General features: G+C 63.5%; 13 protein-coding genes and 1 tRNA gene. 8 read left to right on the top strand and 6 right to left on the bottom strand.

The genetic code is table 11. From position 1 onward, the window contains the following. Positions 1 to 85 precede the first annotated feature (85 nt). Positions 86 to 159, bottom strand: a tRNA-Gly gene (locus JHD64_RS01200). A gap of 456 nt (positions 160 to 615) precedes the next feature. Here JHD64_RS01200 and JHD64_RS01195 point away from each other — a divergent pair. From JHD64_RS01195 to JHD64_RS01160, 8 genes are all read left to right on the top strand, one after another. Next, positions 616 to 1,905, top strand: coding sequence for an FAD-binding oxidoreductase (locus tag JHD64_RS01195; RefSeq protein WP_199051997.1), 1,290 nt, complete (start codon positions 616 to 618; stop codon positions 1,903 to 1,905). A 157-nt stretch (positions 1,906 to 2,062) separates the two neighbouring features. Continuing rightward, positions 2,063 to 2,629: a DUF4337 domain-containing protein gene (locus tag JHD64_RS01190; RefSeq protein ID WP_158527723.1), complete on the top strand. Its 567-nt coding sequence runs from the start codon at positions 2,063 to 2,065 to the stop codon at positions 2,627 to 2,629. A gap of 134 nt (positions 2,630 to 2,763) precedes the next feature. After that, positions 2,764 to 3,822, top strand: coding sequence for an FtsH protease activity modulator HflK (gene hflK / locus JHD64_RS01185; RefSeq protein ID WP_082693228.1), 1,059 nt, complete (start codon positions 2,764 to 2,766; stop codon positions 3,820 to 3,822). After that, positions 3,822 to 4,700: a protease modulator HflC gene (gene hflC, locus JHD64_RS01180; RefSeq protein WP_059284368.1), complete on the top strand. Its 879-nt coding sequence runs from the start codon at positions 3,822 to 3,824 to the stop codon at positions 4,698 to 4,700. The genes hflK and hflC overlap by 1 nt, the downstream gene beginning before the upstream one ends. Beyond that, positions 4,697 to 5,947 (top strand): NRAMP family divalent metal transporter, encoded by a 1,251-nt coding sequence (locus JHD64_RS01175; RefSeq protein ID WP_199051996.1) that lies wholly within the window; start codon positions 4,697 to 4,699, stop codon positions 5,945 to 5,947. Before hflC ends, JHD64_RS01175 begins: the two co-directional genes overlap by 4 nt. Positions 5,948 to 5,980: 33 nt before the next feature. Then, positions 5,981 to 7,177 (top strand): YjbE family putative metal transport protein, encoded by a 1,197-nt coding sequence (locus JHD64_RS01170; protein ID WP_199051995.1) that lies wholly within the window; start codon positions 5,981 to 5,983, stop codon positions 7,175 to 7,177. Between the two features lie 123 nt (positions 7,178 to 7,300). Further along, the gene (locus JHD64_RS01165; RefSeq protein ID WP_110313348.1) at positions 7,301 to 8,554 is read left to right on the top strand and encodes a DUF1615 domain-containing protein; all 1,254 of its coding nucleotides are present in this window, start codon (positions 7,301 to 7,303) and stop codon (positions 8,552 to 8,554) included. A gap of 97 nt (positions 8,555 to 8,651) precedes the next feature. Then, the gene (locus JHD64_RS01160) at positions 8,652 to 9,380 is read left to right on the top strand and encodes an ABC transporter substrate-binding protein (RefSeq protein ID WP_199051994.1); all 729 of its coding nucleotides are present in this window, start codon (positions 8,652 to 8,654) and stop codon (positions 9,378 to 9,380) included. 47 nt (positions 9,381 to 9,427) lie between these two features. On the opposite strand, the gene JHD64_RS01155 is transcribed toward JHD64_RS01160, so the two are convergent. The 5 genes from JHD64_RS01155 to JHD64_RS01135 form a co-directional block, all read right to left on the bottom strand. After that, the gene (locus JHD64_RS01155; protein WP_199051993.1) at positions 9,428 to 10,078 is read right to left on the bottom strand and encodes an HAD family phosphatase; all 651 of its coding nucleotides are present in this window, start codon (positions 10,076 to 10,078) and stop codon (positions 9,428 to 9,430) included. Next, positions 10,078 to 11,082, bottom strand: a complete 1,005-nt coding sequence (locus JHD64_RS01150) for an ABC transporter ATP-binding protein (protein WP_199051992.1) — start codon at positions 11,080 to 11,082, stop codon at positions 10,078 to 10,080. The genes JHD64_RS01155 and JHD64_RS01150 overlap by 1 nt, the downstream gene beginning before the upstream one ends. Before the next feature lie 25 nt (positions 11,083 to 11,107). Then, the gene (locus tag JHD64_RS01145; RefSeq protein WP_110313346.1) at positions 11,108 to 11,899 is read right to left on the bottom strand and encodes an ABC transporter permease; all 792 of its coding nucleotides are present in this window, start codon (positions 11,897 to 11,899) and stop codon (positions 11,108 to 11,110) included. Continuing rightward, on the bottom strand, positions 11,896 to 12,810 hold the full coding sequence (locus JHD64_RS01140) for an ABC transporter permease subunit (RefSeq protein WP_199051991.1): 915 nt from the start codon (positions 12,808 to 12,810) through the stop codon (positions 11,896 to 11,898). The genes JHD64_RS01145 and JHD64_RS01140 overlap by 4 nt, the downstream gene beginning before the upstream one ends. Positions 12,811 to 12,995: 185 nt before the next feature. Continuing rightward, the gene (locus JHD64_RS01135) at positions 12,996 to 14,093 is read right to left on the bottom strand and encodes an ABC transporter substrate-binding protein (protein ID WP_059285091.1); all 1,098 of its coding nucleotides are present in this window, start codon (positions 14,091 to 14,093) and stop codon (positions 12,996 to 12,998) included. Positions 14,094 to 14,257 lie beyond the last annotated feature (164 nt).

Genomic DNA, 14,257 nt, shown 5'->3' with positions numbered 1-14,257 from the left:
CCAGATATCGACCAGACAAGAAAAAAGCCAACCGGTAACGGTTGGCTTTTTCTTTGGCAGATCAAGGATCTGCGGGAATTCGGTGTGGAGCGGGCGATGGGAATCGAACCCACGGCACAAGCTTGGGAAGCTTGGGTATTACCATTATACGACGCCCGCGAAGGGTGGCATTGTAACCGGCTTTTGCCTGGCTGGGTAGTTGCTTGTGCTGGATGGAGGCCGGGGAGGGATACGGGGTGGTCTTGCAGTCAGCACACTACTGCTTTGTATGATCAAATTTGGCGTGGTAATGAATTTGCCTTGCCGGTAAAAATACCTGTTTTTGGGGTGTTTACATTTATATTTACGAGACCTGTCAATGTATCATGGTTTTTTTGATCAAATTACCATTGAGCGCCGGCCGTGCTTGTCGCTAGACTGCGGTGGTCTGCAGGGCTGACCTGACAGGCTGCCGGGATTCGCCACCTCTCCCTGCCCGCCACTGTCCGCAGCGCGCATTGCCGCGGCTTGCATCACAGTGCCGCGCTACGGGACGCCTGCCGAAGACCTGACGGTAATCACGCTGTCTCCCGCTGTGGGGACAGGATTGCAGCAGCTTCGTAAAGGACCAGTGTCATGAGCACTCAACGTATTCATTCCTATTACAGTGCCACCGTGCTTGGCGATACCGTTTACCCGCAGCTGGAGGGGGAGGTGCGGGTGGATGTGGTGGTGATTGGCGGTGGTTTTACCGGCCTGGCCAGTGCGCTGGAACTGGCCGAGCGCGGCAAGAAAGTGGCTTTGCTGGAGGCGCAGCGCATTGGCTGGGGACAGTCCGGCCGCAATGGCGGACAGGTCACCGGCAGCTTGTCGGGTGATGGGGCCATGCGCCGCCAGTTGGCGCGCCAGGTGGGGGAGCAGGCGGCAGACGATTTCATCTGGTTTTTGCGCTGGCGCGGCCATGACATCATTCGCCAGCGTATCGAGCGCTATGGTATCGCCTGCGACCTGAAGTTCGGCCACCTGCATACCGCCTACAAACCATCCCATATGGCGGAATTGCGCCGTGCTTTCGCCGAGGCGCAGCAGCATGGCATGGGCGATGCCGTCGCGCTGGTGGAGGCGGCCGAGCTGGGGCGCTTTCTGGATACGCCGCTGTATTTTGGTGGCATCTATAACCAGCGCTGCATGAATCTGCATCCCTTGAATCTCTGCCTGGGCGAGGCGCGGGCCTTGGCCAGCCTGGGTGGGCTGATTTTCGAGAATTCGCCGGTGCTGGAGATCTGCCACGGTGCCGTGCCACTGGTGCGTACCGCCAGCGGCTGCATCCGTGCCGATCAGGTGCTGCTGGCGGGCGATGTCTACCATCAGCTGGAGCGTGCCAGGCTGGGGGGCATGATTTTCCCTGCCGCGGGCGGCATTGTGACCACCGAGCCGCTGGGGGCGCTGGCGCGTCAGCTCAATCCGCTGGATGTGGCGGTTTACGACTGCCGCTTTGTGCTGGACTACTACCGCATGACGGCCGATGGCCGGCTGCTGTTTGGCGGTGGTGCCAATTATTCGGGCAGGGCCTCGCGTGATATTGCCGCCGAATTGCGGCCCTGCATCGAGCGCACTTTTCCACAGCTCAAGGGCGTGAAGATCGACTACCAGTGGAGCTGCAATATGGGCATCGTCATCAACCGCATTCCACAGCTGGGCAAGCTGTCGCCCAATGTCTGGTATGCGCAGGGCTATTCCGGCCACGGGGTGGCCACCTCGCATATCGTGGGCGAGGTCATGGCCAGGGCCATTTGCGGCAGCATGGAGCAGTTTGATGTGTTCCAGCACTTCCGCCATATACGGCTGCCGCTGGGGGACAAGCTGGGGCAGAGCTTGCTGGCGCTGGGCATGTGGTACTACCAGCTGCTGGAAAAACTGCATTAAGCAGCGGTTTATCGTCTGCTGCGCATACAAAATCTGCACAAAATTTAGCTTGTTTAACCCTTGTTGTCAGGCGAGTATTCGGCACGATGCCCGCGGAATAATCTGATCTGTTGTGCGCGTGCTGGCGGGCAGTCGTGTCGAGTATGGAGGGATGGTGATGGCGGAAGAGGAATACGAAATCGCGGGCTTGCATGAAAAGCTGCTGGAGGAAGAGGCGGAAAAAGGCCAGCTGGCACAGAAGATTGCCTTGCTGACTGCGATTCTGGCGACCATCGGTGCGGTTTTCAGTTACCAGAGCGGCGCCAAGCAGAACGAGGCGCTGTTCCTGAAGAATCAGAGCATTCTCAAGCAGTCGGAGGCGGCGGATGCCTGGGGTTATTACCAGGCCAAATCGACCAAGGCGCATCTGGACCAGCTGGCGCTGGTGCTGGTGACCGATCCGGCGCAAAAGGCCCAGTTCCAGGCTGATCTGCAAAAGCAGGAAACACAGAAGCTGGAGCAACAGAAAAAAGCGGAAGCCTTGCAGGAAGAGTCGCGCAGGCTGAGCGAGGAATCGGAGCGCGTCTTGCGTCCGCACGAGCGCATGGCGCTGGCGATGACGCTGATCCAGATTGCCGTGGCCATGGCCTCCATCACGGTATTGACCCAGCGCCGCTGGCTGCTGGCAGTGTCGCTGTTGTCGGCACTGGGCGGTATCGGTCTGGCGGCGAGCAGCTGGTTTTGAGCCGTGGCAGGGGCGGTGTGTCATCCGCAATAACCCTGCTGCGTTGTAGACAATGACGGGTGCAGGGCAGGGGCTGGCATCCGGGTCGCTTGCCGGGCAAGCGGGGGCGGGTGTCGCCCAATAGTTAGAGAGGCATGGCTGTGCAACAAGACGAAGCCGGACAACACGCTCCGGCCGCGGTAGCGGACAGTGCCGGGCGCCAGCATGGCTGGTCGCAGCGGCTGGATTACTATCTGGATGTGATGGGCATGCGCGGCAAGGGCCTGCTGCTGCTGGGCGGCCTGCTGGCCAGCGGCTGGATCATGGCCGGCATTTACAAGGTGCAGCCGGACGAGCAGGGCGTGGTGCTGCGCCTGGGGCGCTGGGTGGATACCACCCAGCCCGGGCTGCATTATCACCTGCCATGGCCGATTGAAACCGTGCTGCTGCCCAAGGTTACCCAGATCAAGCAATTGAAGCTGGCCAATCTGTTTGACGGCGCAGCCACCGACTCCAGCGATCCGCGCGAAAAACAGATGCTGACTGGCGACGAAAACATCGTCGAGGCCGATTGCGCGGTGTTCTGGCGCATCAAGGATGCCGGACAGTTTTTGTTCAAGGTGAACAATCCGGAAACCTCGCTGCGCATTGCCGCGGAAAGCGCCATGCGCGAGGTGGTGTCGCGGACGCCGATCCAGGCGGTGATGTCCAACCGCCGCCAGCAGGTGGCCGAAGAAACCCGCGCCCTGCTGCAAAGCCGGCTGGATGAGGCCGAAAGCGGCATCATCGTCACCCAGGTGCAGTTGCAGCGGGTGGACCCGCCGGCGGCGGTGATCGATGCCTTCAATGATGTGCAGCGCGCCCGTGCTGACCAGGAACGCGCGCGCAACGAAGCCCAGGCTTACAGCAACGATATCCTGCCCAAGGCACGTGGCGATGCCGCCCGCATCCTGCAGGAAGCGCAGGCCTATCAGAGCCAGGTGGTGAATCTGGCGCAGGGCGAGGCCAAGCGCTTTGATTCGGTTTACCAGAGCTATGCCCAGTCCAAGGATGTCACCGCCTGGCGGCTGTATCTGGACAGCATGGACGAAGTCTTGAAAAAGGCCAGCAAGGTGGTGGTGGATTCCTCCGGCAAGGCAGGCAATGGCGGCGTGCTGTCGCTGCTGCAATTGCAGGACAAGGACAAATCCAAGCCGGCGAAGGAGACCCGCTGATGGCCCGCTCATACAAAGGCGCCGGCCTGGTCGGCGCACTGGCAGTGTTGTGGCTGCTGTCGTCCTCCTTCTATACCCTCAGCGAGGGGCAGAAGGGGCTGATCATCCGGCTGGGGGCGCCTATCGACGTGGATGCCGAGCCCGGCCTCAAGTTCAAGCTGCCGCTGGTGGACAGCCTGCAGTTTTATGATGTGCGGCTGCAAACGCTGGCGCCGCCGCCGGAACAGATCATTCTGGGGGATGAAAAACGGCTGGAGGTGGAAACCTACACCCGCTACCGCATTGCCAATCCGCTGCGCTTCTATCAGGCGCTGCGCACGGAAGACCAGGCCCGCTTGCAGCTCACCCAGCTGGTGAGTACCTCGCTGCGGCGCGAACTGGGCAAGGTGCCGCTGAAGTCACTGCTGTCGGAAGAGCGGACCCGCATCGTGCAGCAGATCCAGCAGGAAACTGCTACCCGCGCCCGTTCCTTGGGCATCGAAGTCACCGAAGTGCGCCTGCACCGTGCCGACCTGCCGCTGGAAACCAGCCAGGCGATTTACGACCGCATGAAATCGGCGCGGCAGCAGGAAGCACGCGAACTGCGCGCCCAGGGCGGACAATGGGCGCAGGAAATCCAGGCCAAGGCCGATGGCGAACGCACGGTGATCCTGTCCGAGGCGCAGCGGCAGAGCGCCATCATTCATGGCGAGGCCGATGCCCAGGCCAACAAGGTGCTGGCGGCGGCCTTCAGCAAGGACCCCAAGTTCTACAAGTTTTACCGCTCGCTGCAGACTTACCGGCAGGCGCTGTCCGATTCGGCTCCCACCTTGCTGCTGACGCCGGATTCGGCGCTGCTGCATGACTTCCGCAACGGGCCGGCTACCGGCAAGCCATGAGCCAGCTGGTGCTACCGCAGTGGCTGTCTGCCGGCCGGCTGCGCCGTCTGGCGGCCACGCTGGGGCCGGGGCTGGTGGTGATGCTGGCCGATACCGATGCCGGCAGCGTGCTGACAGCGGCGCAGAGTGGTGCGCAATGGGGTTATCGCCTGTTGCTGCTGCAGTTCCTCATCATTCCGCTGCTGTTCATCGTGCAGGAGCTGACGGTGCGGCTGGCGCTGTCCACCGGCAAGGGCTACAGCGAGCTGATCCTGCAGCGCTTTGGCCGCTGCTGGGCCCAGCTGTCCTGCGCCGCGCTGGTGGCCAGCTGCTTTGGTGCGCTGCTGACCGAAATGAGCGGGCTGGCCGGTGTCGGCCAGCTTTACGGCGTGCCGGTATGGCAGAGCGTGGCGTTGGTGGCCGGGCTGATCCTGCTGATGGTGTGCAGCGGCAGCTACCGTGCGGTGGAACGCGTGGCCATGCTGTTTGGCGTGGCCGAGCTGGCCTTCCTCTACATGGCCTGGCAGGCCCGGCCCGACCTGCAGCATATCCGGCAGCAGGCGCTGGACATGCCGCTGCACGATGCCAGCTATCTCTACCTGCTGGCGGCCAATCTGGGCAGCAGCGTAATGCCGTGGACGGTGTTCTATCAGCAGTCGGCGCTGATCGACAAGGGACTGGACCTGCGCGACCTGCGTGCGGCGCGGCTGGATACCATGCTGGGGGCGGTGCTGTGCCAGCTGGTGACTGCGGCGGTGCTGATTGCCGCGGCTGCGGTGTTTGCCGGCCATGGCGGGGTGGTGCTGGATACCGTGCCGGAGCTGGCGGATGCCTTTGGCCGCGTGCTGGGGCCGCTGGCTGGCCGCTTGCTGTTTGCGCTGGCGCTCAGCGGCGGTGCGCTGGTGGCCACCATCGTGGTCTGTCTGTCGGCGGCCTGGGCGCTGGGGGAAATGCGCGGCACCCGTCATTCGCTGGAGCAGCATCCGCTGCAGGCCCCGTGGTTCTACGGCGCCTTTGCCCTGTTGCTGCTGGCTGCCGCGCTGACGGTGGTGTTCAGCCACAGCCTGGTGCGGCTGTCCATTGCCACCGCCGTGCTCAATGCCGTGCTGCTGCCACTGGTGCTGGGTTTTCTGTTCTGGCTGGCGCGCAGCGAGCTGCCGGCAGGGCTGCGGCTGCAGGGGCGTTATGCCGTGGCCGTGGGGATATTGTTTTTACTGACCGGCGGGCTGGGTTTGTACGCCGGGGTGACCGGAGCCTTGCATGGCTGAACCGGGCGCGCTTGTGCTGAATGAAAGGCTGTGATGGAGCTGGATGGTTTGATGCATGCGCTGGGCATGACGCTGCAAGTGTTTTTCCTCGACCTGATTCTCAGTGGCGACAATGCGCTGGTGATCGCGGTAGCCTGCCGCTCGCTGCCGCCGCAGCTGATGCGCAAGGCGGTGCTGCTGGGCACCGGCTTTGCCATCCTGCTGCGGGTCTTGCTGACCACGGTGGTGGGTTTCCTGCTGCAAGTGCCCTTGCTGAAACTGCTGGGCGCGGCCTTGCTGATCAGCATTGCCATCAAGCTGCTGCTGGGTGATGACGACGGCGAGAGCCTTCCCGGCAGTGCTGCCGACAGCCGCCAGCTGTGGTCGGCGGTGTCGGTGGTGGTGATGGCCGATCTGGTACTCAGCCTGGACAATGTGGTGGCGCTGGCGGCAGCTGCGCAGGGCAGCGTGCTGTATCTGATACTCGGCCTGCTGTTCAGCGTGCCCTTGCTGATGTACGGCAGCCTGTTCATTGCCCGCCTGCTGAATGACATGCCGCTGCTGATTCCGCTGGGCGGTGCCCTGCTAGGCTGGGTGGCCGGCCAGATCGCGGTGAGCGATCCGCTGCTGGCCGACTGGGTGAATACCCAGGCCCCGGCCTTGCAAGTGGTGGTGCCGCTGCTGTGCGTGGTATTCGTGCTGGTGGAAAGCCGCATCATCCGCGAACGCGCAGCCCATTTGACGCCGCCGCCGCCGCTGGGCTGGCTGGATGGCCTGATGGGCCGGCTGGCGCGCATTGGCGAGGCGGGTGCCTCGCCGCAGGTGGCGCTGGCCAGCCCTGCCGCTGTAGCGCCGCCGCCCGGTGTTGAGCAGGCCGGGCGGCGCGCCGAAGCCACCGAAGCTACCGAAGCCACCGGGTCTGCCGGCGCGGCCATGGCCGATGGGCAGCCTGCCGCGGCCCCGCCCGCAACGGTCACCCCCGCAGCCGCTGGCGCAGCGCCGCAGCAGAGGGCCGAACGCAGCCCTGCCGCTGCCGGGCCGGCCTCCATCCCGCCCGCTGCCGCCGTGCCGCGGGCAAGAGCGCCGCGCCAGGATGGCCTGCTGTCTTCGCCGCGCATGGCCCTGCTGGTGAAGCTGCTGCTGGGGCTTGCCGCGCTGGTTGGCATCTGCGCGCTGGGCTGGCTGTTGTTCCACCTGCTCAGCCAGGGCTTTTTGCCGACGCCGGCGCCCAGCGCCAAACTGAAACACTGATAGCCGGCAGCCCGGACCAGGGACAAGTGGCTGGGCAAAGCTGCCGCCATTGTTTACAGTCGGGGCTGCCGCATTCTTGTCCGCCCGCCCTTAGCGGGGTGGCGGCTTTCGAGGTTGATCCGCATGTACCGTTATCTGTCTGCCGGCTTGTTGCTGGCCCTCGCCGGCTGCGCCAGCAGCGTGGCCCCCCTTCCGGCACCGGTGGTGACACCGGCCGTGCGCCCGGCGCCGATGCCCGAGCCGCAAACCCTGCTGCCCGCTCCGCCGCCGGCCGCGCTCCCGCCAGCAGCCCCCGCCAGTGCGCCGCTGAGCAAGCCGGTGCCGGCTCCGCTGCTGCCCGCCTACAATAACGAGCAGGAAGGCGCCGCCCTGCTGGAGCGCCTGCTGCCGCGCGGCATTCCCGCCCGCCGTGAGTGGCACGGCGACATCATGACCGCCTTTAGCCATTTGAAGATTCCCTATGCACCGCAGTATTTCTGCGCGGTGCTGGCGGTGGCCGAGCAGGAGTCCGGCTTTAATCCGGACCCGGTGGTGCCGAATCTGTCCAAGATCGTCTGGGGTCAGATCGAGGAGCGGCGGCAGAAGTACTTCATTCCCTCGCTGGTGGTGGATGCCGCCATGCTGAAGAAGTCGCCCAATGGCCAGAGCTACAAGGAACGGGTGAATGCGCTGCGCACCAAGAAGCAGATGAATGCCTTGTACGAAGACATGATCCGCGAGCTGCCCTTTGGCCAGACCATCTTCGAACACAAAAATCCCATCCGTGATGGCGGGCCGATGCAGGTGAGCGTGGCCTTTGCCGAAACCCAGGTGCGCGCCTGGCCCTATCCCTACAGCTACAGCAGCCTGCGTGACGAAGTGTTCAGCCTGCGCGGCAGCGTCTATTTCGGCAGCGCCATCCTGCTGCAATATCCCATCAGCTATCCTGACATGGTCTACCGCTTTGCCGACTACAATGCCGGCCGCTACGCCAGCCGCAATGCGGCTTTCCAGCTGGCGGTGCAGCGCCTGTCCGGACAGAAGCTGGCGCTGGATGGCGACATCATGTTGTACAGCGACAAGATGAACCGCGTGTTGTCCGGTGCCACCAGCGACACCCAGCGTGCGCTGAATGGTCTGGCCGGCCGCTTGCGCATGAGCCCGGACGAGATGGCGCGTGATCTGCGCCAGGAAAAGCTGTCCGGCTTCAGCCAGACCGAGCTGTACAAGCGGGTGTTTGCGTTGGCCGACCAGTCCGGCAAGGCTGTGCCGCGCCAGATCATTCCGCAGATCGTGCTGGTCAGCCCCAAGTTCACCCACCAGCTCACCACCGAGTGGTTTGCCCGCCGGGTGGATGGTCGCTATCAGAGCTGCATGGCGCGCGGGGGATTTCATTAGGCAAGCGCTACATCCCGTGCCGTAAGGACGGCGGGATGATGGCCAGGACGCCGGCCACTGGCGGCGGCACAGCAGGGGCACTCAGGGAAGCGTGAGCATGGTAAAGCCACAAACATGGCTGGCCGGTGTGGCGGGCCTGCTGCTGGCGCTGTCGGCAGCGGCCGGCGAGCTGGTGGTGCTGGTGGATGACAGTACCGAAATGCCGCAGGCCAATATCGTCAACGGGCAGCTGCAGGACGGTCTGCATCGCGATATCGGGCTGGAACTGGCGGCGCATCTGCGGCTGGGGGTGCGCTTCAGGGTATTGCCGCGCAAGCGGCTGACGGCGGCGCTGGAGCAAGGGCAGGGTGATGTCCTGTGCCTGTCGCTGCCGCAGTGGATGCCGGCGCCCACGCTGCGCTGGAGCCGGCCCTTCCTCGATAACCAGGACTTGTTGCTCAGCAGCAGGCTGGCGGCAGCGCGTAGCCAGCTGGGCGATGTGGCCGGGCAGCCGGTGGGCACCGTACTGGGTTTTGCCTATCCGGAAATGCTGCAGCAACTGGGCAGCGGCTTTGTGCGCGATGACGCCCACAGCATGGTCGACAGCCTGCGCAAGCTGGCGGCCGGCCGGGTCCAGCATGTGGTGACCAACCGGCTGTATCTGGATTACCAGCTGGCGCATGGCTTGCGCTTGCCGCCGCTGCAGCCGGCGCTGGTGATCAGCCAGTATCGCAACCGCTGCGCCCTGTCACCACGCAGCCTGATCACCCGCAGCGAACTGGACCGGGCGCTGGCCGCCATGCAGCAAGAAGGTGTGTTCCAGCGCATGCTGCGCCATTACCGCTGACGCAGCCGCTGCCGGCTGCCAGTGGGCAGGCAGCCGGGCCGGGGCAGCTAGCGCTGCCAGTTCAGCTGGGTCCAGCCGTGCTGTACTGCCACGGCGGCCAGTTTCGGGTCGGCATTCACCGTATAAGCCTGTTCCACTTCCTGCAGCAGCGGTACATCGTTGATGGAATCGCTATAGCCGTGGCTGCCTGCCAGCGTGGCGCCGTGTTGCGTCAGCCAGTCGTGCAGGCGCAGCACCTTGCCGTGTTGATAGGTCAGCACGCTGTGGGTGTGGCCGGTATAGCAGCCATCGCGGGTTTCCAGACAGATGGCCAGAAAGTCGTCCGCCCCCAGAAAGCGTGCAATCGGCCCCACCAGATGCTCGCCGGTGGCGGAGATCACCAGCAGGGTGCGCCCCTCCGCCTTGTAGCGCGCCAGGGTTTCCCGTGCGGCCGGAAACACGATGGGAGCGATCTTGTCAGCGATGAAGCGTTCCACCCACTCGGCCACCTCCTCCAGGCTGCGGCCCTGCATCGGCTGCAGGGTGAATGCCATATAGTCTTCCATGCGCAGCTCGCCACGGCGGTAGGCCGCCATCAGCTCGGCCTCGCGCGGCAGCATGTCGGCGGCGGCCAGGCCGTGTTCCACCATGAATTGCAGCCACAGGCTGGAGCTGTCGCCGTCGGTGAGGGTGTCGTCCAGATCGAATATGGCCAGCATCAGCGTACCTCGCGCATGTCGTCGCGGCTGATCTGCAGCCTGACTTCGGTGCCGGCCGGCATCAGGTCGCTGGCGGTGCGGTTCAGCCGGTCCACCTGCAGGGTGATGCCGGCGCTTTCAATCTGGTAGCGGATGATATTGCCCAGCAGCTGGTGCTGGCGGATGGTGCCGGCCAGGGTGCCGTCCTGCTGGCTGTGGCCGTCCAGCACATGAATGGATTCCGGGCGGATGGCCAGGTGGCCATTGATGTTCAGCCCCAGCAGACGCTGGGTATCGGCCGCGCCCAGCAGATTGTAATTACCCATGAAGCGGGCCACGAACTCGGTGGCCGGTTCGGTGTAGACGATTTCGGCGCGGCCTTCCTGTTCCACCCGGCCCTGGTTCATCACGAAGATGCGGTCGGACATGGTGAGCGCTTCTTCCTGATCGTGGGTGACGAAAATGGTGGTCAGGCCCAGGCGGCGCTGGATGTCGCGGATCTGCTCGCGCAGGTTCTTGCGGATGCGGGCGTCCAGTGCCGACAGCGGTTCGTCCAGCAGCAGGATGCGCGGCTCCACCACCAGTGCGCGCGCCAGCGCCACACGCTGGCGCTGGCCACCGGACAGCTCATGCGGGTAGTGGTTTTCCTTGCCGGACAGCTCCACCAGCTTGATCACCTCGGCCACCTTGCGCTTGATGTCGTCAGCCGGGCATTTGCGCATTTTCAGGCCAAAGCCGATGTTCTGTGTCACGTTCATATTGGGAAACAGCGCATAGCTCTGGAACACCATGCCGATGCCGCGCTTTTGTGCGGCCTGCTCGGTGATGTCCTCGCCACCGACGCAGATGCGGCCGGAGGTGGGCGTTTCAAAGCCGGCGATCATGCGCAGTACCGTGGTCTTGCCGCAGCCGGAGGGGCCAAGGAAAGTGACGAACTCGCCCTGTTCGATGCGCATGTTGAAGTCGTGCACCACGACGTGGTCGTCGAAGCGCTTGTGCAGATTATTGATGGTGAGATAGGCCATGCTTGTTCCTTGAATTCTGTCTTGCTCAGGCCGTCTTGCGGGCCGGGCGGGCATTGCGGGCGAATACCTGGATCAGCCCCATGGCTGCCCAGGTCACCATGAAGGCGATGATGGCCAGCGCCGAGGGCTCGTAAGCCCGGTTGGAGCCGATCAGTTGCAGATAGGGGCCAAAGGCCGGGCGGCCCAGCAGGCTGGCCATGGTGAATTCACCGATGACCACGGCAAAGGTGAGGAAGGCACCGGACAGGATGGCCGACTTCACATTGGGAAAGATCACCTGCAGCAAAATGCTGGGCCAGCTGGCGCCCAGGCTCTCGGCCGCTTCGGTCAGCGTGCGTACGTCGATGGCCCTGAGGCCGGCATCGACCGAGCGGTACAGATAGGGCAGGGCCAGCGTCACGTAGCTGCACATCAACAGCAGGTCGGTGGCGCGCTCGTTGCCGGTCAGCGGCAGCCAGGAGCTGCTGTTGTACAGCTTGAGGTAGCCGAACACGATGACGATGGCCGGAATCACCAGCGGCAGCAGGGTGATGAACTCCACCAGTGGCCGCAGCCGTGGCAGCTTCAGCTGGATCCAGTAGGCGGTGGGCACCACCAGCAGGATGCCAACGATGATGGTGAGCACCGCCATCAGCGTGGAATAGCCAAAGGTTGCCTGAAAGCCGGGGTCGGCCAGCACCACCTTGTAGGCTTCGAAGCTGTAGCCATCGCGGTTCATTTTCAGGCTGAACTCGAAAGTGGCAATCAGCGGCAGCAGGAAATAAAGGGTGCCGATGGCAATGGCCACCCAGGCACCCAGTCGCGATGTCGATTTCATTCACGCCCCCTTTCGGCGCGGCTGCGCAGCCAGATATAGCCGGCATTGGACAGGCCGGTCACCACGATCATGCCCAGTGCCAGGGCGTAGCCCAGGTTCTGGTCGTGCAGCACGTCGCCGCGGATCTGTGCATACAGCAGGATGGGCACGATATTGAGCGAGCTGCCGGTAAGCGCATAGGCGGTGGCCACCGCGCCAAAGGCGTTGGCGAACAGCAGCAGCGCCGAACCCAGGATGCTGGGCCACAAAATGGGCAGGGCGATATGCCACCAGTAGGCCACGCTGTTGCCACCCAGGCTTTCGCAGGCTTCGCGCCATTCGGCACGCAGGCCGTCAATGGCCGGGGTGACGATCAGCACCATCAGCGGAATCTGGAAGTACAGATAGGTCAGGGTCAGGCCCAGAAAGCTGAGAATGGAAAAACCGGTACTGTAGAGGTCGAAGTCGGCATAGTTGCGCAGCAATACCGTCACCAGACCCATGCGGCCCAGTGTGGCCAGAAAGGCGAAGGACAAGGGGATGCCGGCAAAGTTGGACGCCACGCCGGAGAAGGTCATCAGCGTGGGGCGTATCCATTGCGGCAGGCCACCCTGAATCGCCGCCAGCGCCAGCGCCAGGCCGATGACGGTACCACCCAGCGCCGACGCGGCGCTGACCTTGAAGCTGATCCAGTAGGCCGACAGAATGTTGTCGTCGAACAGTCTGGCGATATTGCCCAGGGTGAAATGGCCGTTGGCATCCTGAAACGCGCCGATCATCAGCGTGGTCGTGGGCAGGATCAGGAACAGCAATGCAAACAGGAAAAACGGTGCCACGCCCAGCCAGTTGAGCGAAGACAGTGTCAGACCCTTGCGGATCTGGCCTGCTTCGGGCGCGGGGCGGTGCGTGAGGGAATCGGGTGAAGTACTCATCCGTGGTGCAGCCTCGTGTACAAGGGCGTGCCCGGCATCAGCAGCGGTGGGGCCGGTGGGCGGCCGCTGCCTTGCTGTTGTACTGCCACGCGGGCAGGGTCGGGTCACTTCCCTGATGGATGGGGTCAAAAACCGTCATGGCCGCTTGCACGGCCATGAGGTCTGGGGCTCAGATGCTGGCGGGCTTACTTGACGTTGCTGCCCACCACGCTGTCCCACTGCTTGGTGATGGTGGCCTTGTACACTTCCTGTTGTTCCAGGGTGGGGAACACGGCCTTTTTGTAGTTGGCGGCAGCCGGCAGCTTGGACAGCAGATCAGCCGGGATTTTCTTGCGCGCAGCCAGGTCGTTGAAGCGGCTGGGGTGGCAATAGCCCTTCAGCCAGCCCAGTTGGCCTTCGTCGGAGTACAGGTATTCCATCCACAGCTTGGCGGCGTTCGGGTGCGGAGCATAGGCGCTGATCGCCTGTACGTACACGCCAGCCACCACGCCGGACTTGGGCACGACCACGGCCACTTTCGGATTGCCCTTCAGGGTGTCGCGGTCGGCCAGGGCGTTGTAGTCCCAGCGCACGATGATGGGGGTGGTGCCCTGGGCCAGCGAGGCCGCCTTGCCGATCACCGGCACGAAGTTGCCGCTCTTGTTCAGTTGCGCGAAGAATTTCAGGCCGGCATCGGCAGCCTTGGCCGGGTTGCCACCGGCTTGCGACAGACCGGCAGCGTACACGCCCATGATGGCCTGGTTGGCGGTGCGCGGGTCACCGGCCAGCGCCACGGCGTTGCGGTATTCCGGTTTCAGCAGGTCGGACCAGTCAGCCGGTACCTTCTTGATGATGTCGGTGTTCACTTCGAAAGCCAGCACGCCGTAGTAGTCGCCGTACCAGTAGCCGTCCTTGTCCTTCACTTCAGCCGGAATGCTGTTCCAGGTGGACACCTTGTACGGCAGGAGCAGGCCGGCTTCCTTGGCTTGCGGACCAAAGGACAGACCCACGTCGATCACGTCCGGTGCCTGCGGACCCTTGTTACCCTTGTTGGCCTTGATCGCCTCGATCTCGTCACCGGAACCGGCGTCAGGGTTCAGTTCGTTCACCTTGATGCCATACTTGGCCTTGAAGCCGGCCACCAGGTCACCATAGCCACACCAGTCGTGCGGCAGGGCAATCGTGGTCAGTTCGCCTTCCTGCTTGGCGGCCTTGATCAGACTGTTCAGATCCTGTGCATGGACAGCGGAAGCACCTACACTCAGTGCGGACAAAACTACTGCAGCCATCAGCTTCTTGTTCATTGGTTCCATCCTTTGGACTAGGTCAGTTGAGCAGGGCGATCATAGGCAGTACAGATGACGAAATGATGTGGGCCAAGTTTCAGTTGCATGTCTGTTGTGTGAAGTCTCCGGTGCGACCTGTTTTGGCCATATTCCGACCAGCTGTCGCAGGCTTGTCATTTGAA

It is taken from the genome of Aquitalea sp. ASV15, from assembly GCF_016429115.1.
In the GTDB taxonomy this organism is placed as follows: Bacteria; Pseudomonadota; Gammaproteobacteria; order Burkholderiales; family Chromobacteriaceae; genus Aquitalea; species Aquitalea magnusonii.
This window is presented reverse-complemented; position numbering and strand designations above follow the sequence as displayed.